Annotated in this window: 20 protein-coding genes and 1 pseudogene; 17 read left to right on the top strand and 4 right to left on the bottom strand. The window is 61.4% G+C overall.

Annotated elements, in window-relative coordinates; genetic code table 11:
• The first annotated feature begins 10 nt into the window (after positions 1-10).
• Genes trbE through JG743_RS28840 form a run of 8 tightly spaced genes read left to right on the top strand, consistent with a single transcriptional unit; the run spans position 11 to position 8017 of the window.
• Positions 11-2458 (top strand): conjugal transfer protein TrbE, encoded by a 2448-nt coding sequence (trbE, locus tag JG743_RS28875; RefSeq protein ID WP_202295489.1) that lies wholly within the window; start codon positions 11-13, stop codon positions 2456-2458.
• Complete coding sequence (gene trbJ / locus JG743_RS28870) at positions 2455-3210, top strand: P-type conjugative transfer protein TrbJ (protein WP_202295486.1); 756 nt, start codon at positions 2455-2457, stop codon at positions 3208-3210. Before trbE ends, trbJ begins: the two co-directional genes overlap by 4 nt.
• A gap of 9 nt (positions 3211-3219) precedes the next feature.
• Complete coding sequence (gene trbK-alt / locus JG743_RS28865) at positions 3220-3546, top strand: putative entry exclusion protein TrbK-alt (RefSeq protein WP_202295483.1); 327 nt, start codon at positions 3220-3222, stop codon at positions 3544-3546.
• A 2-nt stretch (positions 3547-3548) separates the two neighbouring features.
• Positions 3549-4895 (top strand): P-type conjugative transfer protein TrbL, encoded by a 1347-nt coding sequence (trbL, locus tag JG743_RS28860; RefSeq protein WP_202295480.1) that lies wholly within the window; start codon positions 3549-3551, stop codon positions 4893-4895.
• A gap of 3 nt (positions 4896-4898) precedes the next feature.
• Positions 4899-5588, top strand: a complete 690-nt coding sequence (gene trbF, locus JG743_RS28855; RefSeq protein ID WP_202295477.1) for a conjugal transfer protein TrbF — start codon at positions 4899-4901, stop codon at positions 5586-5588.
• Positions 5585-6640 (top strand): P-type conjugative transfer protein TrbG, encoded by a 1056-nt coding sequence (trbG, locus tag JG743_RS28850; RefSeq protein WP_202295474.1) that lies wholly within the window; start codon positions 5585-5587, stop codon positions 6638-6640. Before trbF ends, trbG begins: the two co-directional genes overlap by 4 nt.
• Positions 6637-7791: a TrbI/VirB10 family protein gene (locus tag JG743_RS28845; protein WP_202303072.1), complete on the top strand. Its 1155-nt coding sequence runs from the start codon at positions 6637-6639 to the stop codon at positions 7789-7791. The genes trbG and JG743_RS28845 overlap by 4 nt, the downstream gene beginning before the upstream one ends.
• Position 7792: 1 nt before the next feature.
• Positions 7793-8017, top strand: coding sequence for a DUF2274 domain-containing protein (locus tag JG743_RS28840; protein ID WP_202295471.1), 225 nt, complete (start codon positions 7793-7795; stop codon positions 8015-8017).
• A 63-nt stretch (positions 8018-8080) separates the two neighbouring features.
• Here JG743_RS28840 and JG743_RS28835 read toward each other — a convergent pair whose 3' ends face one another.
• Entirely contained in the window at positions 8081-8998 is a 918-nt protein-coding gene (locus JG743_RS28835) for a LysR family transcriptional regulator (RefSeq protein ID WP_202303070.1), read from the bottom strand.
• Positions 8999-9304: 306 nt separating this feature from the next.
• On the opposite strand from JG743_RS28835, the gene JG743_RS28830 reads away from it, so the two are divergent.
• The 4 genes from JG743_RS28830 to JG743_RS28815 all read left to right on the top strand — a co-directional run bounded on the left by JG743_RS28830 (position 9305) and on the right by JG743_RS28815 (position 12959).
• A complete protein-coding gene (locus JG743_RS28830; RefSeq protein WP_202295468.1) occupies positions 9305-9964 on the top strand; it encodes an ABC transporter permease subunit in 660 nt (219 codons plus the stop codon).
• 11 nt (positions 9965-9975) lie between these two features.
• On the top strand, positions 9976-10725 hold the full coding sequence (locus JG743_RS28825; RefSeq protein ID WP_202295464.1) for an ABC transporter permease: 750 nt from the start codon (positions 9976-9978) through the stop codon (positions 10723-10725).
• A 93-nt stretch (positions 10726-10818) separates the two neighbouring features.
• The gene (locus tag JG743_RS28820; RefSeq protein WP_244672956.1) at positions 10819-11625 is read left to right on the top strand and encodes a transporter substrate-binding domain-containing protein; all 807 of its coding nucleotides are present in this window, start codon (positions 10819-10821) and stop codon (positions 11623-11625) included.
• 80 nt (positions 11626-11705) lie between these two features.
• Positions 11706-12959 carry a CapA family protein gene (locus JG743_RS28815; protein ID WP_202295458.1) on the top strand — a complete coding sequence of 418 codons (1254 nt, stop codon included), beginning with the start codon at positions 11706-11708 and terminating at the stop codon, positions 12957-12959.
• Between the two features lie 16 nt (positions 12960-12975).
• On the opposite strand, the gene JG743_RS28810 is transcribed toward JG743_RS28815, so the two are convergent.
• Positions 12976-13479: a helix-turn-helix domain-containing protein gene (locus JG743_RS28810; RefSeq protein WP_202295455.1), complete on the bottom strand. Its 504-nt coding sequence runs from the start codon at positions 13477-13479 to the stop codon at positions 12976-12978.
• Positions 13480-13642: 163 nt separating this feature from the next.
• Between JG743_RS28810 and JG743_RS28805 the strand changes: the two genes are divergently transcribed.
• Positions 13643-13879 (top strand): helix-turn-helix domain-containing protein, encoded by a 237-nt coding sequence (locus JG743_RS28805; RefSeq protein ID WP_202295452.1) that lies wholly within the window; start codon positions 13643-13645, stop codon positions 13877-13879.
• A gap of 296 nt (positions 13880-14175) precedes the next feature.
• On the opposite strand, the gene JG743_RS28800 is transcribed toward JG743_RS28805, so the two are convergent.
• A complete protein-coding gene (locus JG743_RS28800) occupies positions 14176-15111 on the bottom strand; it encodes a DUF3644 domain-containing protein (RefSeq protein WP_202295449.1) in 936 nt (311 codons plus the stop codon).
• 391 nt (positions 15112-15502) lie between these two features.
• Here JG743_RS28800 and JG743_RS28795 point away from each other — a divergent pair, with 391 nt between their 5' ends.
• On the top strand, positions 15503-15907 hold the full coding sequence (locus tag JG743_RS28795; protein ID WP_244672955.1) for an MAPEG family protein: 405 nt from the start codon (positions 15503-15505) through the stop codon (positions 15905-15907).
• Between the two features lie 614 nt (positions 15908-16521).
• A protein-coding gene (locus JG743_RS28790) for an IS5 family transposase (protein ID WP_202292541.1) occupies positions 16522-17288 on the top strand; the annotation gives its coding sequence in 2 pieces (ribosomal slippage) (positions 16522-16857 and positions 16860-17288; 765 coding nt in all).
• Here the strand turns inward: JG743_RS28790 and JG743_RS34815 are convergent.
• A pseudogene (locus JG743_RS34815) lies at positions 17285-17627 on the bottom strand (hypothetical protein). The gene JG743_RS28790 and the pseudogene JG743_RS34815 overlap by 4 nt on opposite strands.
• Between JG743_RS34815 and JG743_RS28785 the strand changes: the two are divergent.
• Both JG743_RS28785 and JG743_RS28775 read left to right on the top strand, forming a co-directional pair.
• Entirely contained in the window at positions 17562-17843 is a 282-nt protein-coding gene (locus tag JG743_RS28785) for a hypothetical protein (RefSeq protein ID WP_202295447.1), read from the top strand. The pseudogene JG743_RS34815 and the gene JG743_RS28785 sit on opposite strands and share 66 nt — an antisense overlap.
• Positions 17844-20160: 2317 nt before the next feature.
• Entirely contained in the window at positions 20161-22155 is a 1995-nt protein-coding gene (locus JG743_RS28775; RefSeq protein WP_244672954.1) for a BTAD domain-containing putative transcriptional regulator, read from the top strand.
• The last annotated feature ends 263 nt before the right edge of the window (positions 22156-22418 follow it).

Below are 22418 nucleotides of genomic sequence, written 5' to 3'. Positions count from 1 at the left end.
GGACGCGGCCATGATGAATCTTGCCGAATTTCGCAGTAGCGCCAGCCGCCTTGCCGACTATCTGCCATGGGCCGCTCTTGTCGCCCCTGGCGTCGTCTTGAACAAGGACGGCAGCTTGCAGCGCACCGCCAAGTTTCGCGGACCCGATCTCGATTCCGCTGTCGCGGCCGAATTGGTCGCGGTCGCCTCGCGCATCAACAATGCCTTCCGTCGCCTCGGCTCTGGTTGGAGCATCTTTGTGGAGGCTCAGCGCCACGAGGCGGCGACGTATCCCGAGAGCCAGTTTCCCGACGCGGCCTCCGGCCTGGTCGATGCCGAACGCAAGGCCGACTTCGAGGAAGAGGGCGTCCATTTCGTATCGAGCTACTTCCTCACCCTCCTCTATCTGCCGCCCGCTGAGAAGGCAGCGCGCACGGAGGGGTGGCTCTACGAGGGGCGCGAACAGTCCGGTGTGGACCCTCGTGAAATCCTGCGCGCGTTTGTCGACCGCACCGAGCGCGTACTCTCGCTGCTCGATGGCTTCATGCCGGAATGCCTTTGGCTCGACGATGTCGAGACGCTGACCTACCTGCATTCCACTGTCTCGACGAAGCGCCATCGCGTTCGCGTACCGGAAACGCCGGTCTACCTCGATGCGCTGTTGGCCGACGAGCCCCTGACGGGCGGGCTCGAGCCGCGTCTTGGGGACCAGCATCTTCGCGTGCTCACCATCATCGGTTTTCCGACCGCGACGACGCCGGGCCTGCTCGATGAGCTCAACCGGCTCGCCTTTCCCTATCGATGGTCGACGCGCGCGATCCTGCTCGACAAGGTCGACGCTACGAAGCTGCTGACGAAAATCCGGCGCCAGTGGTTTGCCAAGCGCAAGAGCATAGCAGCGATCCTGAAGGAGGTGATGACCAACGAGGCGTCCGTGCTGATGGACACGGACGCCTCCAACAAAGCGGCCGACGCCGACATGGCCTTGCAGGAACTAGGCGCCGACATGTCGGGCTTGGCCTATGTCACCGCGACGATCGCAGTCTGGGATGCCAATCCGCGCCTCGCAGACGAGAAACTGCGCCTTGCCGAGAAAGTCATCCAGGGTCGCGATTTCACGGCCATGGTCGAAACCGTCAACGCCGTCGATGCCTGGCTGGGCTCATTGCCCGGGCATGCGTACGCCAATGTCCGCCAGCCGCCTCTCTCGACGCTCAATCTCGCCCACATGATTCCCCTCTCTGCCATGTGGGCGGGTCCGGAACGGGACGAGCATTTCGGTAGCCCCCCTTTGCTTTACGGCAAGATCGAAGGCTCGACCCCGTTTCGGTTGTCCCTGCACGTTGACGATGTTGGCCACACGCTCGTCGTCGGCCCCACCGGCGCGGGAAAGTCGGTGCTGCTTGCGCTGATGGCCCTGCAGTTTCGCCGCTACCCGCGCAGCCAAGTATTCACCTTTGACTTCGGGGGCTCGATCCGCGCTGCCACCCTCTCCATGGGCGGTGACTGGCACGATCTCGGCGGCGAACTGACCGAAGGTGCGCAGGCCTCCGTCTCCCTGCAGCCGCTCGCCCGTGTCCACGACCCCTATGAGCGCGCCTGGGCGGCTGACTGGATTGTTGCGATCCTTGCCCGCGAGGGCATCCACATCAACCCTGACGTCAAGGAGCACATCTGGACCGCGCTGACATCGCTCGCCTCGGCACCCGTAGCGGAGCGTACCCTGACCGGCCTGAGCGTGCTTTTGCAGGCGAACCCTTTGAAACAGGCCTTGCGGTCATACTGCATCGGTGGTCCGCACGGCCGACTGCTCGACGCCGAAGCCGAACATCTTGGCGCGGCATCCGTCCAGGCGTTCGAGATCGAGGGCCTGGTTGGCACCGGGGCCGCGCCAGCCGTCCTGACCTACCTGTTTCATCGCATCGGTGACCGGCTCGACGGACGGCCGACGCTGCTCATCATTGATGAAGGTTGGCTGGCGCTCGACGACGAGGGCTTCGCCGGCCAGCTGCGCGAGTGGCTGAAAACACTACGCAAGAAGAACGCCAGCGTCATCTTCGCCACCCAGTCCTTGTCCGACATTGACGATTCGGACATCGCACCCGCGATCATCGAGAGTTGTCCTACGCGCCTGCTGTTGCCGAACGAGCGCGCAATCGAGCCGCAGATCACTGCGATCTACCGCCGTTTCGGCCTCAACGATCGCCAGATAGAGATCCTGGCGCGGGCGACACCCAAGCGCGACTACTACTGTCAATCCCGGCGTGGCAACCGCCTCTTTGAGCTCGGCCTGTCGGAAATCGGCATGGCGCTCTGCGCCGCATCTTCCAAGACGGACCAGGCGCTGATCGCCAGCGTCGTCGCCGAGCATGGCCGCGAAGACTTCCTGGCGGCCTGGCTGCGTGCGCGCGGCGTTGGCTGGGCCGCGGACCTCATTCCCAACATCATCCCCCAAGCTGAAAAGGAGCCTCAATCATGAACACTCTTCGATCCCGCTCGCGCGCCCTTTTGCTCGCCGTTATGCTTGCGCCGCCCCTCCTGGTCTCGCCGGTCGTGGCTATTCCGGCACACGCATTCATTGTCTTTGATCCGTCGAACTACAGCCAGAATGTGCTGACAGCCGCGCGATCGCTCCAGCAGATCACCAACCAGATCACCTCGCTGCAAAACCAGGCCCAGATGCTGATCAACCAGGCCCGCAATCTCTCGAGCCTGCCCTTCTCTTCGCTCCAGCAGTTGAAGCAATCGGTGCAGCGCACGCAGCAGCTGCTCAACCAGGCGCAGAACGTCGCCTTCGACGTCCAGCAGGTCGACCAGATGTTCCAGCAGAAATACGGCAACGTCTCGCTCTCCGCCTCGGATGAAGCGCTCGTTGCCGATGCGCGCTCGCGGTGGCGCAACACTGTTGGCGGTCTTCAGGACGCTATGCGCGTGCAGGCGGGCGTCGTCGGGAACATTGAGACCAACCGGACACAAATGTCGGCGTTGGTGAGTTCGAGCCAGTCCGCGACAGGCGCGCTCCAGGCGACGCAGGCCGGCAACCAGCTTCTCGCGCTCCAGGCCCAGCAACTCGCCGACCTTACCGCAGTTGTCGCCGCCAACGGCCGCGCCCAGGCCCTGACCGACGCGGAACGTGCCGCGGCCGCCGAACAGGGTCGCGAACAGCGCCGCCGCTTCCTGACCCCAGGCTCCGGCTATCAGGCCGGCAATGCCCAGATGTTCAACCGCTGAGGCTCGACCATGGACGGCAAGACCTTCGTGCGCCTCGTCGCCGTCATCTTCGTCGCGATCGCCGTCACGGCGGCGGCGCTTGAGATGACCCGGAAGCAGGAAAGTCCCGCCGGCATGGCAGCTACCGTGCCGGCACCTTCGGCCCCGGACCCACTTCGCAAGAGCCTTCGCCGCTGCCAGGGGCTCGGCGAGGCTGCCTTGCGTGACGATGATTGCTTGCGCGTGTGGGCCGAACAACGCGATCGGTTCCTCGGTTTCAAGGCACCGTCTGGGAGCTCGACCTCCGAGCCGCCCGCGCCGCGGCCACAAGACGCGACCCGGTCGGAGGCGCGATAGGCATGGGCAGCACCGGCGTCATCGACCAATTCCTTGGCACTTTCACCCGCTATATCGACAGCGGTTTCGGCCTGCTTGGCGGCGAGGTCGCCTTCATCGCCAGCACGCTGATCGCCATCGACGTGACGCTAGCCGCACTTTTCTGGAGCTGGGGCGCCGATGACGACATCCTGGCGCGCCTGGTCAAGAAGACGCTGTTCGTCGGCGTCTTCGCCTATCTGATTTCCAGCTGGAACAGCCTCGCCCGCATCGTCTTCGAAAGTTTTTCCGGCCTCGGCCTGAAGGCCAGCGGCACGGGGTTTTCGGTCCAGGATCTGCTGCGCCCAGGCAAGGTGGCGCAAACCGGTCTCGACGCCGGACGACCGCTGCTTGAATCCATCTCCGGCTTGATGGGCTGGGTCTCCTTCTTCGAAAACTTCATCCAGATCGTCTGCCTGCTGTTCGCCTGGGCTCTGGTCTTGCTCGCCTTCTTCATCCTGGCGGTGCAGCTCTTCGTCACGCTGATCGAATTCAAGCTGTCGACCCTGGCCGGGTTTGTGCTGATCCCCTTCGGCCTCTTCGGCAAGACAGCCTTCATGGCCGAGCGTGTGCTCGGCAACGTCATCTCATCGGGCATCAAGGTGCTGGTGCTTGCCGTGGTCATCGGCATTGGCTCGACACTGTTCGGCGAGTTCACCCAGGGGTTCGGCGGCGAAAATCCCACCATCGATCAAGCCATGGCGATCGTGCTGGCTGCCTTGTCACTCTTGGGTCTGGGCATCTTCGGCCCGGGCATTGCCAATGGCATCGTCTCCGGCGGACCGCAGCTCGGTGCGGGTGCCGCCGTCGGAACAGGTCTCGCCGCAGGCGGTATGGTGATCGCCGCAGGCGGCGCCGCGGGCCTGGCAGCACGCGGCGGGTCGGCTGCTCTCTCCGCCGGCAGCTCCATTGTGCGCGGCGGCTCGACCGCAGCCCTGTCTGGCCACGGCGGCGCCTCGGCCGCGGCCTCCGGCTTGGGCGGCGTTGCAAGTGCCGGTATTTCGCAAAATGGCTCGCCGCTCAGGCGGGCCGCCGCGCGTGCGCGTGAATCCGTGCAATCGACCGCCGCCGCTGGCCCGCAGTCCACCAGCGCTGGGACCGGTGGAACCGCGACAGGGGGGACGGTTGGGGGCAATGCCGAACGCGCAGACGCCCCTTCCGTCGCCCGCGCCGGCGGGCTGGGCGGGGCGGCCCAAGACACCCCTGACTGGGCCAAACGCATGCAGCGGTCGCGGCGCCTGTCGCACGGCGTCCAGACCGCTGCCCACGCCGTCCGCGCTGGCGATGCCCATGGCAGCGGCAGTTCCGTTTCCCTCTCCGAAGGCAAATGACCTATGAACATCTTTCGACGGCCCGCCGTTCACTACGGCAAGACACCTCAACCCGAGACCCCATACCAGAAGGCCGCGCAGGTCTGGGACGAACGCATCGGCTCGGCGCGCGTACAGGCGAGAAACTGGCGATACATGGCCTTTGGATCGCTGGTCCTGTCGGCGGGCCTTGCTGCGGCGCTTGTCTCGCAGTCAGTGCGCGGGACCGTGGTCCCCTGGGTGGTTCAGGTCGACACGCTCGGGCAGGCGCAGGCAGTTGCGCCGGCGACCTTAGACTATAAGCCGACCGACCCGCAGATAGCATGGCATCTGGCCCGGTTCATCGAGCAGGTCCGCTCGATTCCGGCCGACCCGATCGTAGTGCGTCAAAACTGGCTGCGCGCCTACGAATGGACCACTGACGCGGGTGCCGCCGCGCTCAACGACTATGCCCGGGTCAATGACCCGTTCTCGAAGGTCGGCAAGCAGCAAGTCTCGGTCGACGTCTCGTCGGTCATCCGCGCCTCTGCGGACTCCTTCCGCGTCGCCTGGGCCGAGCGTCGTTACGAAAACGGACAGCTCTCCACCACCGAGCGATGGACCGCCATCCTCACGACCGTGATCCAGCCGCCGAGTGATGCCGACCGGCTTCGGGCCAATCCACTCGGCATCTACGTCAACGCCATCAACTGGTCGCGGGAGATGAGCCAATGAACGTGTCAGCGCGTGCTATCGCCACTGTCACTCTGAGAAGGTCGGCGTTCGCGTTGGCGGTGCTTTCGGGCTCGCTGCTCGCCGGCTGTGCCACAGCCAAGAGACCGCCACAGATCTCCTACGATGCCTACGTCCCGCCTCTGCCGGCTGTTCCGGCTGCCGCTGTCGATGAGAAGCCAAAACCGCTACACGTGCCACCCGGATGGATTCCGGCGCGCGGCGGCGCGGCCGGCAGCACGCCGGTGGCGCGTGTCGAAAACGCCAATGCGGCCGCCCGTGTCCAGCCCCGCCGTGAGGGCTACTACAACGCCATCCAGATATATCCCTGGAGTGAAGGCGCCCTGTATCAGGTCTATGCCGCTCCCGGACAGATAACCGACATCGCGCTTGAGCCCGGCGAAAGTCTGACCGGCGAAGGTCCGATCGCGGCGGGCGACACCGCGCGCTGGATCATCGGCGACACCGAAAGCGGAGCGGGCGTCGCCCGGCGCGTCCATGTGCTGGTCAAGCCTTCGCGCGCCGACATCACCACAAATCTCGTCATCACCACCGACCGGCGCAGCTACATGATCGAGCTCCAATCGGGCGAGAAGCCGTACATGCCCGCTGTCGCCTGGGCCTATCCCGCGCTGCCGGCCGGACAAGCGCGGACGATCCCCGCGACGCCGGCTATGCCCGACGTCACCGCACGCAACTACCGCTATGGTCTCACCGGCGACGTGGCGCCCTGGAGGCCTGTCAGTGTCTATGACGACGGCAGGCGGGTCTATGTCGAGTTTCCACGCGGGATCGTGCAAGGCGAGATGCCGCCCATCTTCGTCATCGGCCCTGACGGCGAGGCTGAAATCGCCAACAGCCGCGTCTACCAGAATACCCTGATCGTCGACCGGCTTTTCGGCGCGGCGGAACTACGCCTTGGCAGTGGCAAGCGGCAGCAGACCGTCAGGATCGTGCGCACCGATGCCACGAGGAGAGGTCTGTGGATGCCTGGCTCCAATCCGGGGTCGAAAGCAACCAACGCATTTCGTCAACGGGGAGGGCAGGAGTCATGAACGAGAACGAAATCGCTGCCGCCCCGATGAAGCTTCGCGCCGAGCCGCCGCGCGTCACGCGCCTGTCCCGCAAGGTGCTCGCCGGCATCAGCCTGGCTGCATCACTCGGCGTTGGCGGCGCGCTGATCTACGCGCTTCAGACCAGTGAAACAGGCAAGCACGGCGACGAGCTCTACTCGACGTCCAACAGGCAGCCCGCCGATGGGCTGGCAAGCCTGCCGCGCGACTACACCGGCCCCGTTCTGGGGCCGCCGCTGCCTGGCGATCTTGGCCGGCCGATACTCGATGCCCAGAACAAGGGACAGCCAGTCGTGCCGCCAACGATCGCGACACCCATGGTTGATGAGGCGGAACAGCGGCGGCGGGCCGAAGAGGAGGCGGCACGCACCTCGCGTGTTTTCTTCCAGACGGGACAGACAACTATGGCGATGTCCGAAACGCCCGGAGCAATTGCCCCACCGAACCTTGCCACTGCCGACCTTGCGGGTCAGATGGGCCAGTCGACCGCGCAAGACCGACAGCTTGCCTTCTTGAATGCGGCCGCTGATCGGCGCACCGTAGCACCGGATCGCGTCACGCCGCCGGCGTCGCCCTATGTGCTCCAGGCAGGGGCTGTCATTCCGGCAGCACTCATCACCGGCATCCGTTCCGATCTGCCTGGCCAGATCACGGCCCAGGTCACCGAAAATGTCTATGACAGTCCGACGGGTCGCTCGCTGTTGATCCCGCAGGGCACGCGGGTCATTGGTCAGTATGACAACGGGGTCGGCTTCGGCCAGCGGCGCGTTCTGCTCGTCTGGAGTAGGCTGCTCTTTCCCAACGGCCGTTCTATTGTTCTTGAACGCCAGCCTGGCACTGACGGCCAAGGCTATGCCGGCCTGGAGGACGGCGTCGACTACCATTGGGCCGAGTTGTTTAAGGCGGCTGCACTCACAACCATTCTCAGCGTTGGCGCGGAGGCCGGCTCGTCTGGCCAGGAAAGCGATATCGTGCGCGCGCTGCGCGGTGGTGCCTCCGACAGCCTCAGCCAGGTCGGCCAGCAGATCGTCCAGCGCCAACTGAACATTGCACCGACGCTGACGATACGGCCGGGCTTTAATGTGCGTGTCGTCGTTACGCGCGATCTCGTGCTCGAACCCTATGGAGGCTGAAATGGCCAAGCTGAAACTCGGTCCGATTGCAGACGACAAGCCGGTTAAGGTCACAGTGGAACTGCCGGCGCCGCTGCACCGCGATCTGTCCAGATATGCTGAGATCCTTGGCCGCGACTCGGGTCAACCATCCGCCGATCCCCTTCGCCTGATCGTGCCGATGCTGGAGCGCTTCATCGCGACGGATCGCGGGTTTGCCAAGGCCAAGCAAGAGCGGAGGGGTTGAGGGTCACCTGGCCGCAATGCAAAGTGGCACGGTCCACTAAGAGCAGGAGATTTCCTTTGAACGCTACGCAGCTGCGGACATCGTTGGAGCGAAGGCAGCGACGATAGCCTCAACGGAAACCTTTAAGGCGTTGGAGAAAGTCCTGCCTTTCTGCCAGACCGCCACGTAGTGATAGAGCGCTGAGGGTTCAACCGGTCTTGCGCACAGGTGAAACGCCGCATTCTCACGCGCAATGATCTCATTGGTTATCGAGATTCCAAGCCCAGCCGAAACGTAGCCCGCTTCGTGACCGTTGCAGTCAAACTCAACCAGAATGTTTGGCTCAACACCCGCGAAGCGCAAGGCGTTGAAGTTCATTTGATGGGCTGCAAATTGAGGATCGATGTCGACGATCGTTTCTCCCGCGAGGTCTTGAGCCTCGATGCACGACTGCCTCGAGAAACGATGATCAGGATGAAAGATGCATACGTTGCGCGCCGAGCCCAGGGGCGCCCATTCAAACAGCTGGGGATCGAGAGGCAGCCTCGAGATTCCGAGATCCGCGCGCCCGGCCAGGATGTGCTCGCCGATCTGATCGTAGCTTCCGGAAATCGATCGGACATTCGAGGCGGTCCTCGAATGGATGATACCCACAACCCGCGGCAAAGTCACAAAGCCGAAGACCGAAGGCGCGGCGATCGCGATCCGCTGCCTTTCTTCGTTCTTCATGGCGAAGATGGACGCTTCCAGACGGTCTAGTGACGTCAGCGCCAGCTCGATGTTCCGCAACAGTTCCCAGGCTTCTTGCATCGGCACAATGCGGTTGGCTGATCTTTTGAAGAGTGTAATGCCAATCGTCGCCTCAAGTTGCTTCACATGTTGACTGACCGCCGGCTGGCTTATGCCGAGGGCCATTGCCGCGCGCCTTGTCGAACCGGTTCGCAGCACCTCGCGGAAAACCTGCAACTGCCGGAGCTTTAGGCCGCTTTGCAGCAACTCCATCCTTTGCATTCCCTTTCCGACCGCGTGCTGAGCCAAGCGTGGGTGATTGCCGGGCGTGGCGATCGAACCGGTCAGCTGCATGCAAGGCGTCAGCTTCGAACTTAACGCAATCATATAAGAATTAGTTATAGAGTAAATTGTGAAAATGATAGATTGATCAGGAGTTATCGGAGGCTACAATAAGTCAAAAGCGCAAATTAACTTGAAATTACCGCCCGAACAATGCGCAACCATAGGTAAATATTCTAGACAACAGCGCTGAGCAGGCGACGCGCTGCTCGAATTGCGAGCCGGAAAAGGTGCGTCATGAACGGTTTTGCTGCTCAATTTCTTTTTGCATTCACGGTGACGCTGAGCCTTGCGCTTGTCAGCGGTTCCTTGGGCACAGTATTCGGGCTGCTGCTGGCCATTTCCAACGGTGCGGTCTCGCCCCAGCTAAGAAGGGTTGTGACGGCTTACACCACGGTGGTTCGTGGCGTGCCAGAACTTGTCATTATCCTGCTCATCTACTTTGGAGGCACCACGTTCGCCAGCATGGTTGCCGGCCGCTACGTGGAGGTGAATGCGTTCACCGCAGGGGTGGTCGCGCTCTCAGTCGTGTTCAGCGGCTATGCCACCGAAGTGTTTCGGGGCGCGATTGCCGCCGTACCGGCAGGGCAGACAGAAGCGGCCAACTCACTTGGGCTGAAAGCCTGGCAGCGTTGGGCCTTCATCATCGGTCCGCAGATGCTGCGGCTGGCGCTGCCTGCCTATGGCAATCTCTGGATTTCGCTTTTCAAGGATACCGCGCTGGTGTCGATCGTCGGCCTGACCGACATAATGCGCGTTGCCTTTGTCGGCGCCGGGTCGCTCCGCGCGCCGCTGACCTTCTACCTCGCGGCCTCTGCTCTTTATCTCACCCTGACGACGATCACGCTGCTGTCGATCCGGCTGGCGGAGCGGCGGTACCCCTCATTCGGTCATTAGGGAAGCTGTTCGTGAATTTCCAGCTGATGCTTGATGCGGTGGTGGTGCTCTCCTCTGGCGTGGGGCTTACGTTGACGCTGACCGCGCTGTCGCTGATCGCGGGGTTTCTTCTGTCGGTGCCGCTGGCGTTCATCCGTGCCTTCGCGCGTCCCAGCCTGTCGCTCGCGGTGCTGGGTTACACTTATGTCTTTCGGGGCACACCGATGCTCGTTCAGCTCTTCCTGCTCTATTACGGCCTCAGCCAGATCGAGGCTGTGAGGGCAAGCGTCTTTTGGGTGATCCTACGGGACCCTTTCTGGTGCGCCCTGCTGACATTCTCGCTCAACAGCGCGGCGCACACCACCGAGATCTTGTGTCGAGGTCTCCAGTCCGTGCCGAAGGGGCTGACCGAGGCCGCCGCGGCGCTCGGCTTGAAACGCCTTCAAACCGCTCGCCTTGTTACCTTTCCGATCGCCTTCAGGATTTCGCTTCCGGCCTACGGGAACGAAGTCGTGGGCATGATCAAGGGCTCTTCCCTGGCAAGCACGGTGACGCTTCTCGAGATCACCGGCATGGCAAGGCAGATGGTTTCGGCCACCTTCGCCCCCTTCGAAATCTTCATCGTCGCCGGCGCGATCTATCTGTCGCTTACATCGGTCGCGGTGAAAGCAACTCAGTTTCTGGAACGGCGGCTCGCGACCGACGGTCCTCCTGGCGCACGACGCAGGTTGCGACCAAAGTCAGCGCTGTGCGAACTCGAGATCACGACATCCACGCCGTGACCGTGCAGCTTCAGGCTGCATTCCCACCAACCAAACCAAAAGAGGTGCCTTATGCGCATACCCTTTGCCATGGCCGTTTTGTTCGCATCATTCATGTCAGTCTTCCCTGTCCGGGCTGAGGGCGAGCGCGCGCTATCGATCGCCACCGAAGGCGCCTCGCCGCCATGGGATGGCACCGACGCCAATGGCGAGCTCTACGGTTATGACGTCGATGTCGGACGTGAGCTGTGTCGCCGCATCAACATCAAATGCAGCTTCGTCGCGCAGGACTGGGACGGCATCATTCCGGCTCTCGTCGTCGGCAAATTCGACGTCATCATGTCCGGCATGGCGATCACCGAGAAGCGAAAACAGTCGATCGCATTTTCAGTCCCCTACGCCGGCGGCTTCAATCAGTTCGTCGTGCGCAAAGAACTAGGGCTGGACGCCGGTGACACCAAGCAAAAGGTCAATCTATCGTCGGTCGGAGACAAGGAAAAAGCGGCCATCGACCACGCCAGATCGGTGCTCACTGGCAAGGCCATCGGCGTCCTGCGCTCATCGAATTCGGAGGCTGTCCTGAAGGATCTCTTCGGCGATGTCGTCACCATTCGAAGCTATGACAGTCTAGACAATCTGAAGCTTGACCTTGCGGCCGGACGAGTCGACGGCGGGCTTGCCGACTTTTTCACATGGCGGGATTTTCTGGAGACGCCGGCTGGTTCGATTGCGGTGTTTTTTGGGCCCGAACTGAAGGGCGGCCTCTGGGGCCCGGGCGTCGGCGCCGGCATGCGCAAGGACGATACCGAGTTGCTCGCCAAGTTCAACGCGGCAATCGACGCGGCCACCAAGGATGGAACGCTCAAGGCGCTGAGCATCAAATGGTTCAAGACCGACATCGCGCCGGCCGTTGCGAAATAGCGGCGCCGTCGGCTTCGACATCGTATGGCGCTGGCCGCGGGCCGGCGGCCCGACACCCCAAATCGCAGAAGGCGAGTTCTATGAAAGACCATTTTTGCGCGGTTGTAACCGGCCAATCCTTGATCAAGCACGACATCCGCAATATTCAAGACGAACGGTTCGCGGAAATTGTCCGTTTCCTGGGGCAGGGCGACCTCGTCTTCACCAACTTCGAGTCGACCATCCTCGCCAAAGACGGCGGTTGGCCGACCAAAGGCAAGTACTTCGGGTATTCCAGGGTCGAAGTGCTGGACGCACTGCAGGCAATCGGCTTCAACGCGCTTGCGCTGGCGAACAACCACGCTTTCGATCTCGGCCCTAACGGGGTGCTGAGTACCTTAGAAGAGGTTGAAACGCGCGGGTTCCTTCATGCTGGGGTAGGGGCCAACGAGGCAAATGCGGCGCGACCGGGCCGCCGCCGTCTCGGAACGCGCGAGGTGGCTCTTCTAGCCATGGACGCAGGGCCAGGCCCCGCCAACATGTATGCCGAGAACGGTACAGCGTTTCGCCCGGCACGCCCAGGTGTCAACCGGCTGAAGACGGTTCGAAAGATAGGGGTGCCAGATGGGCATTTCCGAAGACTGGCAAGGTTGGGCGAACAGTTGCAAAGCTCCCCCTTTGAACTCGCCAACTATGCGCAACCAGAGGACCCGCCGGAGGTGGCGACCGGAAAGGAGATCAATTTCTACGGCACCGTGTTCGCGCAGGCCGCCAACTTCGGTCGGCTCATTGAGGTCGATTCTAAGAGCGCAAACATCCATTTGTCCGCTATCCGGCAGGCAGCAGCACAAGGCGACTTCGTCGTCGCCTACCTGCATCATCACCATTGGGAACCAGGTTGGCAGGACGTGCCGCATTGGGTGCGGACTTTTGCCCGGTCCTGCATCGATGCCGGCGCCGACCTCTTCGTCAGTCACGGCGCCCCCGTGCTTCAAGCGCTCGAGATCTACAATGGATCGCCGATCTTCTATGGCCTTGGAAACTTTCTTTTCCACGTACACGCCACCGAAAACGAATGGGACCCGCCGGAAGTCTGGCAAAGTATCGTCGCAGCTTGCCGTTATGATGCGGGCGGAAGCCTTGAAGGGATAGACCTCCTGCCCGTTGTCATCGGCGCGGACGCGCAGTCTATCGGATCGGCAACGGGCAGGCTGGTTCCCACGACGGCAATCGGGAACGTTGCGCGAGATATCCTTGAGGGGTTTGCAACCCGTTCGCGGGTCTTCGGTACCGATATCGCGCCATCCGGAGCCACCGGCCGCATCGCTGTGCACGCCGTGCGGAAATACGGCTAACATGTCCTGATGGCTGTCAGGCCGTCTTGCGGTCGGCCGGCGAGCACTCGTCGGGCGTCTCGTTGTTCGCGTCGTCGAGCCGCAATTCTTCTCCCAAGGCCGCTATCAGCGCTGAGACCCGGCCACGCACCCGAGGGGGAAGGTTCATTAGCCCTTCGATTAGGCGGCGGCCTTCCGCGCTGGCAATGAAGTCAAGCCGTTCATCCACGGGCAGGGGCCTCGCTTCCCCGCGTTTCTGGCCATTACCCGGTAAGCCCTCGAAGAAGCGGCTTACGGGGACGCCCAATGAGCTGGCGATCTCGTAGAGCATGGATGAGCTAACGCGGTTCCTGGCGTTCTCGTATTTCTGAAGTTGCTGGAAGCTGATGCCTATCGACCGGGCGAGTTGACCCTGCGAGACGTCCGACTGGACGCGAACCGTCGCGATTTGTTTGCCGACATGCTCGTCGGCGGGATGAGGGCCACTCTCCTTTGGTCTCGATCCAGTCTGAACAAGGGCGGAGCGTTGCAGTTTCAACAATGCCTCGGACGCTCCTCTTCTAACCGTATAAGGATTCGTTGCATCGCGCGCTTGGAGCAGGTGTCGATCCCACCTCAACGCCAGATCGCTATTTAATATACCTTATAAGGTTTAAAATAACCCTATATGTGGCGAAGAAAATCGGTCTGCCGATTGTGGGCTCATGGTCAGTCCACGACAGATTCGAGCCGCACGAGCTTTGCTTGGTTGGTCGCAGCAGGAGCTTGCTGACAAGGCAATTGTTTCGCTGAATGCGCTCACCCGATTGGAAAACGGCAAGGTCGATTCCCGGATCAGTACTTTGCAGGCCATTGAGGCTGCTTTGACAAAAGCGGGGATCGAATTCTTGTCCGCTGGTCAAAAGGGTGAGGGTGTGCGGCTCTTGGATCCTCAGGCGTGAATATCCAGTTAGTACTCGTCACCAACGCGTTGAGTGAGCCGTTGCAGCAACCGACTTACGGCTGTTTTTGAGCCGGAAGCGGACGGTCTGCTCCTGGCGCCGAGGATCGAATAGCTGCCGTCAAATACAGGATGACTTCAACGACGGCTTGCGGCACGTTGCCGTCATTCAGGTTGAATCGCTGAGCGACGGAAACCTGCCGTTAACTCAGTACGCGCAGTTCCGCTTTTAGCGGGTCCGATGGCGAACTGACCCCATTGAAGTTTCGAGCCGACGCGGCCGTCATTCGCCAACACTTATGCGGATAGGATGTCCCTGATCTTGTCGATGCCTTCTTGATACCAGAACCACTGTCCGCCGAGTTGGACCGACAGGCCCTTGGATGGATTCTTCAGGTCGTTGAGCCTCCACGCCTGCTGGAACTCGTAGCTGGAGACGGTGAGTCCATGATCGTCCAACAGCTCCTTGATTGCTTCCGTCATCCGGTACTTTGGCCTCTCAACGAGCTTGATTGCTACTTCGACATCCGAGCCGACAGAACTGAAGATCACGGCTTGGTCCGCCTTCTTCACGTTGTTGACGACCTTCGGCACGACGTAGACGCGGAACGAGTAGGCTGGGTCATTAAATTCGGCCTGCGTCATCGGTCCTTCGAGAAGCAAGTTTACGGCCGCAACAGATTTGGCGATGGGAGCCGCCGCTTTCAACGCATTCGCAGCTTGCAGCGTCAGCGCCTGAAGCTGAATGGCAAACCCTAATTCGTTCGAGAAGTCGTATTTGGTGCCAAACTTCTCCTTCGCGTACTTGAGAAAGTTAAGCACATTCGCCTGTATCTTGCCCTGAAGCGCATCGTTGATATCTTCGGCGGAACGATGCTCAATCGCGTTGCGGATCGCGATTAAATATTTCAGATTGGCTTTCTCGCCTGCTGAAAGTCCCCCCTCCGGCCGCTCAATGCAGTAGCTCAGTTCCCAAAGCTTTTCCTGGCCATCGACTAAAACCGATGTCCCATCAGCATTCTTATACACCGGGGTGACGCCCTCTCTGATCAGCCAAGCGTGCAGGAGGTAGGTCCACGCGATGATCGAGAGGACGATAAATGTTTCGGTGCGTGTAGAAAGGATATTGTTATTGTAAACGAGGACTGCGGTCTTCGATGGCAGCGTGCACGTCGGGCTTAATGTCGGTCTTGGCGATTTGCGGGAGTGGCATACGCTGCGGGCCTGGTGCAAAAATAGTTCGCATCATGCCGAAGTAAAGTCGCCCGCCTTGATCCGTCGCTATGGCAAGGATGCCCTGTTCAGCAGTCGAACGCGCGCTTCTATGCACCAAGTCGCGATCGAGGCGGGCCGATCCGGCAGGAGATACGCAAGCTGCCGCGGAACTAATCATCTGAATCAGGAAGAGTTTAGAGGCGGCCGGCGGCGCTCGTTAGGAGATTGCCTGGATAGGCGCCGGCCCAGCGGACAGTGTCCGCCGCAGCAAAACTAGGTAGTCGAAACCCAAACGTATGGTGTGATCACTTAGCAAAGGCTAATGTATGATGACTGACCCGAACCTCGTCGCCCTCGCGACCTAAAGCAGATCAGCTAAAAGGACGGGGAGGCAAATGGGGGAGACGCAATGTCTGCGACTGCTTACAGTTTGGTCGGATTAATCTCATGGGCACTGATCTTACTGATTGTGATGGAAGTGATCCGAACCTATCTCGTCGTTTCCGGAAGGGTGCCTGCCAATGGGTTTGCGCCTGACAATGGCGGCCTCTCTCCCTTTATGCAGAGATTGGCGCGCGCTCATGCGAACTGCATCGAAGGGCTTCCGATTTTTGGCGGTTTGCTCGGCGTTGCAATAATGACATCTAGAACGGCGCTCACCGACCCTCTAGCATATGAGCTGCTGGGGGCACGCCTGGTCCAGTCGGTTATCCATCTCGTTTCGACCAGCGAAATTGCGGTGAGCCTGCGGTTCACGGCATTTGCCGTTCAGATGGCAATTGGCGCGTATTGGGCGTGGGCGCTGCTTTCGTAATGAGCGAACGAGCGAACGTCAGGCGCGTTCGGCATGGCCGCGCGAACGAGAGGACCGGCGCCAAATGGTCGGGAGAAGGACCGGCTAGGCAAAAGGAACAAAGAAAAATCTCCCTCGTTGAAGTTGCCAGCCGGTTATGTGTCACCCCAAAGATCCTTCGGCCATACCCAAGGCCCGCTGCTTACGCCCCTTTGCAGCGGCCATTTCACTAGCTTCGTAGACGCCGATGCCGGCCCGATACCAGCTTGAATACCTTACCCGCTGACGAGATCGCCCTCGACGATCATGTCAGCGAAGTGCTTGGGGTCGGGATTGCCTTCTATCTTCTATTTGCTTGCGCCAGTGCATCACATCGTTGCGCTGATCGACGAAGCCGAAAAGCCGGTAGGAATCAACGTTGCGGCTAAATTTCGACCTGCTACCCGTCGATCATGATGGGCATTTAAGCCGGCCAGAGCGAGAAGAACGGCAGTTTTTCCAAGCTGCTGCGTTCAGCATTCAGGCCGGAGCCATTTCCAATGCGGTGACGGAACGCGCCGATCTGGCTAGAGCGCGTACTCAACCCTTGCACGACGTTTGAAGCAGTAATTCAACGCCTTGATTTGGAGGCGATGATGGCACGCTACGATCTAAGCGAGACGGAATGGCAAATCGTGGAGCCGCTTCTGCCGCCGCACGGTTTGGGCAAGAAGCGGGTCGATGATCGGCGGGTGGTAAATGGCATATTTTACGTTTTGAGGACCGGATCGCCTTGGCGCGATCTGCCCGAACGGTATGGCCCCTACACCACGGTCTACAATCGCTTCAACCGCTGGGCCAAGAGAGGTGTCTGGTTGGCGATGTTTGAAGCCCTGGCGGCTAAGTCACCACAGTCTTTGCACTTAATCGACAGTTCGATAATCCGCGCTCACCAGCATGCCGCGGGCGGTAAAAAGGGGGTCCGGATAACGCCATTGGCCGTTCTCATGGCGGACTAAGCACCAAGGTTCATGCCCTTGTCGATCAGGATGGTCTGCCCATCCGTTTGCTTATCACCGAGGGCAAGGCATCCGATAAGACCATCGCCCCGCAGCTGATTGAAGGGTTGCCGCCGGCAAAGGCGCTTGTCGCTGACAAAGGCTACGACAGCTGGCCGTTGGTTGCTCTCATTGCCAGAACCGGTGGCTCGGCCAACATTCCAACCCGCCGTCACGTCAAGAATAAACGTGTGGTTCCGCCAGAGCTCTACCGGGAGCGCAACCGCATCGAACGCTTCTTCTGCAGGCTCAAGCAATTCCGCCGGGCCGCAACCCGCTTTGACAAGCTCGCACGCAACTACCTGGCCATCCTCAATCTCGCATCGCTCCGAATATGGCTGCGACACGTTGAGTCCACGCCCTAGGAACGGGCGAAATGACCAGCACTGCGAACATTTGCCAGCAGGGTCACCGCCGTGCCGTGATAGTCAACGCGCGCTTGCTCGCTAAGTGGTGACGCGTACCAGGCGGCAAGCTCCTCAACCAGAAAGCGCGTGTCGCCATTCACCCGGCGCGCACCTAAGTTCCCCGCACTTCTCCATCACAATTATCGCCGTGCCGGTTGCACTATACCTGATCGCCGCCATCCGCTGAACCTCTACGTCACCATCAACGCGAACATCGAATAGAAACGGCTGATGCATGCCGTCTGGATTGGCGAACGTCTGCTCAAACAACGCCAATTCAACATGCCCCGCGACCATGGCTGCGACTATGAGCGAGCCGGCGCAATCAGCAATCCCCCGCGACCCTTTCACACAGGAATCCCCATGACCGTTTTTCAACGTGCTTCGGCGCGGTTGCGAAGCCGTGCCCACCAGGGAACCGGCCAATGCGGTGTGACTGTGGCAGGCTATGCGCGCGTGATTGCCTTCGCCGCATCGGTCGCTGTTGTCTTGGCGGGGGGCGTTTTCATTTGAGGGAGGGTGCCGTGGCGACCGGCGCTTTCCCGAAGCTCAAACGTTGGAGGAACCCTTCGCTGACTGGCTGGTTATGCAATCGAAGGGACATCCCAGACTCCCAAGGAGATGATGATGAAAAGGCTTCTACTCGCATCAGCCATGATTGCCATGTCTGCCGGGCTCGCCGCTGCACAGTCGACCAGCACCACGAGCGGATCCTCCACTACGACCACGACAACCACGACAACGATCCCGACCACCGACTCGACCACAACGAGCGGTACCACCAATTCAAACTCGGCGAAGGACTGTGCACCCGGTCAGCAGGCCGGCAGTGCGAAGCAGGGAGCCCCTGGGCAGCAAAACACCGACGCCAAAACCGCGGCTCCAGGACAGGTAAAGAAAACGGTTCAAGGTTGTTGAGGCGGTCGGAACAAAAACTCGCGTCTCTTGTTACGAATGCCGGCCGGATTGCATCGTCCCACTCCATGTCTCTCGACCTTGTGAAAAAGCCCGCTGCCGCGCGGCGGGCTTCACGTTTCAAACGGACTACCGCATGCCATCTGAAGGCCGTGTCGTCTCCATCGCCCTGGCAATTCGCCGGGGGAAGGAAGCAACGGCGACAGACCGGACGCCGACCTTCAGACCGAGATTGCCAGCATCGCGGCTGAGCACGGCAAGAAGATTCTGTTTGATCTGCTGCACCAGAAGGAATTGAGAGCGGACGCCGTATCGCCGTGAACGAGAGGGTGAGCACCCCGGCGAAACCGGATCAGCATTGCGCGAACGCAAAAGCCTTCGTGACGATGCGTCCATGGCTGTTCACGCTTTTGGGGTTCGGACGTACCCGAGTGGACGAGCAGGGCAGGCAGCTGTGGTAGGCATTGCCGGTGCCATCGTCGGCACATTCAATTTAGCTAAAATGGCGCGGGAACAATTTCACATTTTAGCGACAGGTGAAACATAAGGCGGGTCGAGCCGTTGATTATTCGCCAGATCGTACCTCTGGTGGCACAGTAAACCCTCCCGCCGGCTTCGCCCGGCGGGCTTTTTATGAGCGGGGTGGCCCGCCGGGCTTGGCGCAAGCAGCCATTGATGCCAGCCTCACGCCTTCATGCAGAAGGAGGGCCAAGGGTTTTCGCTTGGCTGGTCATCCGGATCAGTTGTAGCGAGCCCTTGCTCCTTTCGTCCTTGATATAGATCGGGCCGCGATGTTCGAAGAAGTTGTCTGTATACACACTTTCGAATTGCACGCCACAAGCGCGCTCAAGGTGAGCATCGGGCCTTTAATGGGAATTTTCCTGGGCTGATCTGAAGGTGCCGTTCTTGCTCAGCACCCGGCCGGGATTGCGTCAGGAAGGAAAGCAGCTCTAAGGTCTTTGGCCGGACCGGCACGATCTCGCCGTCACGCCGGAGCGTACCCCGGTCAAGATCGAGAACCGCGCCGCCGATCCGTAGCGCCATGCCCTTGCCCCATCGACACGCCTAATTGCACGTCGTCCATGGGAGCGGCAGACATAGGCGAGGTCAAGTCTGAAACATGCTGCGCAGGCGAAGCCATGGGCGGGGGCGTTCGGCGGGCGGTTCCGCGCCCGCCTCGCAAGGTGTCAGCAGGTAGAGCCAGGCCAACATCTCATGGGCCTCGCCGCAGCAGGGACAGGCAACGCCCGCAGAAAGGATGCTAAGTGCTTCCCCCCGCGTCAGCGTGGTGGGCGCAACCGGCGCATCGATCCTCACGTGCATGATCGACTACCTCCATTGTTCACGGCGGCAGTGGGTACCGACTGCTCGCCGGCTGTTCCGCAAGCATGGCCGCAAAATCTGCCTCTCGTCCTCGACGGCGGCTGATTTTTTGCTGAATTCTGCCTGCCTGCCTGCCGGCGGCGCTCGCAGCGCCTTTGCCATCTGGTTCCGCCTCATCTCATCGACATCAGGTCCGTCATGAGGCCGACCCCGACCCTTACAAAGAACGTAGGTCTGGGGACCTCCTGACAACCGATGTCCTTCAACTGATCGGACGTCAGGTCTGCTAACGCCCTGCGCCCTGCAACAGTCCGCCGCCAGGCTGTGTAGGCTGCGACTGCTGCTGCCATTTTGTTCGACGCTTTCCCAAGCAGCCGGTGTTTCGATGTGCGGGTCTCTGCGTGAGCTTCCGTGTGAGCCATTTTGCTCTCCTGTTCCAGACTATGGTCGCAGCTTGTCACGGGGGCGATTTGCGGTTGTTCAGCCGGGCGTGAACAATCGCGGGAAGTCCGATGGGGCGCCGTTAAATCTGCGTTAAAGCGACCGGCGAAGATGCTATTCTGCTGGCGCGTTCGAAATCTGGAGAGGGGTCGTGCGTATCCGGTTGCTTGGCGGTCTCGAAGTGATGTCCGGAGAGGGCCAGCCCGTCCGCTTCGCAACGCGCAAGTCGGCGCTGCTTTTTGCCGCCCTGGTCCTGGCGGGTCGCCGCGGCGCCACTCGCGAACGGCTTTGCGAAGGGTTTTGGCCGGGACGAGGCGATGCGCAGTCGCGCAACAGCCTGCGCCAGGCGCTGGCCGACATCCGGCGGTGGTTTCCCGCCGCCGGCAATGCAGCCATTTCCATCGACGGGGATCAGGAAACGGTTGCGCTGACGGCCGGCCCGGACGAAGCCGACATCTGGCTCTTCGAGCGGAAGCTCGCCGAAAGCGGGACGACGGACCTCGCCTTTGCCGCCGACCTCTATCGCGGTGATGTGCTCGCGGGGGAGGCCATTCCAGACGGACTGGATGAATGGTTCAGCCCATACCAGGTCAGATACCGGCAGAAGGCGCAGCAACTGGCGGAGCGCCTGAGCCTGGAGAAGCTCGAAGCCGGATCCGCAGACGAAGCGGCTTGCGAACGGCTTGCCGAAAGGCTGCTTGCCTCGGATCCGGCCGCCGAGCCGGCGCATCGGGCGTTGATGCGCATCTACGCTGCGAGGGGCCACGAAAACGCGGCCTTGCGTCAGTTCGAGACCTGCCGCGCGCTGCTGAAGAAGCATCTGGGCGTGGAACCCGAGGCACAGACGCTGTCACTGGCGGCGTCGCTGCAGACGCGGGGCGGAAATCGCCAGACCGCGTCGGCGCACGACACCGCCCAGCCGCCTCAGCCTATCCCCACGCCGGCGAGACCACATGACCAACCGTCGGTGGCGGTGATGCCTTTCGACAATCTCGGCGGGGCGGAGGACGAGTATTTTGCCGACGGCGTTGTCGAGGAGATCACCGCCGCGCTTTCCCGCATCCGGGACTTCTTCGTCATCGCGCGCCAGTCCGCCTTCACCTACAAGGGCCGCTTCGCCGACGTGCGCGAGGTCGGCCGGGAACTCAGCGTCGCCTACGTGGTCGAAGGCACCGTTCGGCGGGGCGGCAATCGGCTGCGCATTTCCGTGCAGCTGGTCGATGCCGAGACGCGGACACAATTATGGTCCGAGCGCTACGAGGGTGCGACCGAGGACGTTTTCGAGTTCCAGGACAGGATCGCGGCGCAGGTGGCCGGCGCCATCCATCCGGCCATCCGCGGCGCCGAGATCGAGCTGGCCAGGCGCAAGCCGCCGACCAGCCTCAGGGCCTATGATTTCGTCATGCGCGCCTATCCGAACATTTGGGGCCGCCGCAAGGACACCAACGACCTGGCAATAGAGCTGCTCAAGAAAGCGATCGCCGTCGATCCGGCCTATGGTCGTGCGCATGCCCTTCTAGCATGGTGCCACGCCTCGAACGCCGTGTTTCTGTGGGCCGAGCAGCCGGAAAGGGAGCTGGAAAAGGCGGTCGCGGCGGTCGAGGCAGCCGGCTCGATCGGCGACGATCCAACCGCGTTGACCGCCGCCGGCGCGGCATTGAGCATGGGCGGCGACCAGGAGCGCGCCGCCACCTTCATCGAAAAGGCGCTCACGCTCGATCCGAACAATGCTTGGGCATGGGCACGCCATGGCTGGATCGCAATCTACACAGGCGAAGCCGCCCTGGCCCCGGACCGGTTCCAGCGAGCGATGGCGCTGAGCCCAATGGATCCGTTCGCGTTCGCCGTGAGACTGGGAATGGGCTACGCCTTGGCCAAGACGGGCTCCCTTTCCCAGGCCGTCGCGATCGCCCGTGAGGTCATCGCCGCCCACCCCGACATCATCACGTCCTATCGCTATCTCGCCGCCTGGTCGGCGATGGGCGGCGACCTGGAGACCGCCCGCTGGGCCGCGCAAAAGCTCCTGGCCGCCCAGCCGAGTTTCACGATCGAGCGATTCCGGTCGCTGCCTATCTTCCGGAACACGCCGGAATGGGCAGACCAGGTGGTCGAAGCCTTGAAGCTGGCGGGATTGCCCGAGCGCTGACTATCTTCGGCCCATTCTCTTGGTTTCAACTTGGATGACATGGTCGCCCCCGGCGCCCTGGCTAGGATAGCGATCCTACCGGCCCACGATCATTGCGCGCCGTTTAATTGGCCACAACGTCAGAATGTTTAAGCCCCCGGATATTAGGAATCGCTAAGGGGCTTAATTAGGCGGTTTCCTACCGTCCCTTTCGTTGCTAAGAACAAGCAACTTGCACCAGCAGCTGTCCTTTGTCCGCCTCATGCTGAACGGCCCAAGCCGAT

Origin of the sequence: Mesorhizobium sp. 131-2-1, assembly GCF_016756535.1 — a bacterium.
In the GTDB taxonomy this organism is placed as follows: domain Bacteria; phylum Pseudomonadota; class Alphaproteobacteria; order Rhizobiales; family Rhizobiaceae; genus Mesorhizobium.
The sequence above is the reverse complement of the archived record's forward strand: the minus strand, read 5'-3'. Positions and strand labels throughout refer to the sequence as shown.

Bases quoted from the DNA above. Each gene is read 5' to 3' on its own strand.
- trbE (WP_202295489.1), top strand. From the start codon at position 11: ATGATGAATCTTGCCGAATTTCGCAGTAGCGCCAGCCGCCTTGCCGAC.
- trbJ (WP_202295486.1), top strand. From the start codon at position 2,455: ATGAACACTCTTCGATCCCGCTCGCGCGCCCTTTTGCTCGCCGTTATG.
- trbK-alt (WP_202295483.1), top strand. From the start codon at position 3,220: ATGGACGGCAAGACCTTCGTGCGCCTCGTCGCCGTCATCTTCGTCGCG.
- trbL (WP_202295480.1), top strand. From the start codon at position 3,549: ATGGGCAGCACCGGCGTCATCGACCAATTCCTTGGCACTTTCACCCGC.
- trbF (WP_202295477.1), top strand. From the start codon at position 4,899: ATGAACATCTTTCGACGGCCCGCCGTTCACTACGGCAAGACACCTCAA.
- trbG (WP_202295474.1), top strand. From the start codon at position 5,585: ATGAACGTGTCAGCGCGTGCTATCGCCACTGTCACTCTGAGAAGGTCG.
- JG743_RS28845 (WP_202303072.1), top strand. From the start codon at position 6,637: ATGAACGAGAACGAAATCGCTGCCGCCCCGATGAAGCTTCGCGCCGAG.
- JG743_RS28840 (WP_202295471.1), top strand. From the start codon at position 7,793: ATGGCCAAGCTGAAACTCGGTCCGATTGCAGACGACAAGCCGGTTAAG.
- JG743_RS28835 (WP_202303070.1), bottom strand. From the start codon at position 8,998: ATGGAGTTGCTGCAAAGCGGCCTAAAGCTCCGGCAGTTGCAGGTTTTC.
- JG743_RS28830 (WP_202295468.1), top strand. From the start codon at position 9,305: ATGAACGGTTTTGCTGCTCAATTTCTTTTTGCATTCACGGTGACGCTG.
- JG743_RS28820 (WP_244672956.1), top strand. From the start codon at position 10,819: ATGTCAGTCTTCCCTGTCCGGGCTGAGGGCGAGCGCGCGCTATCGATC.
- JG743_RS28815 (WP_202295458.1), top strand. From the start codon at position 11,706: ATGAAAGACCATTTTTGCGCGGTTGTAACCGGCCAATCCTTGATCAAG.
- JG743_RS28805 (WP_202295452.1), top strand. From the start codon at position 13,643: ATGGTCAGTCCACGACAGATTCGAGCCGCACGAGCTTTGCTTGGTTGG.
- JG743_RS28795 (WP_244672955.1), top strand. From the start codon at position 15,503: ATGTCTGCGACTGCTTACAGTTTGGTCGGATTAATCTCATGGGCACTG.
- JG743_RS28785 (WP_202295447.1), top strand. From the start codon at position 17,562: ATGCATGCCGTCTGGATTGGCGAACGTCTGCTCAAACAACGCCAATTC.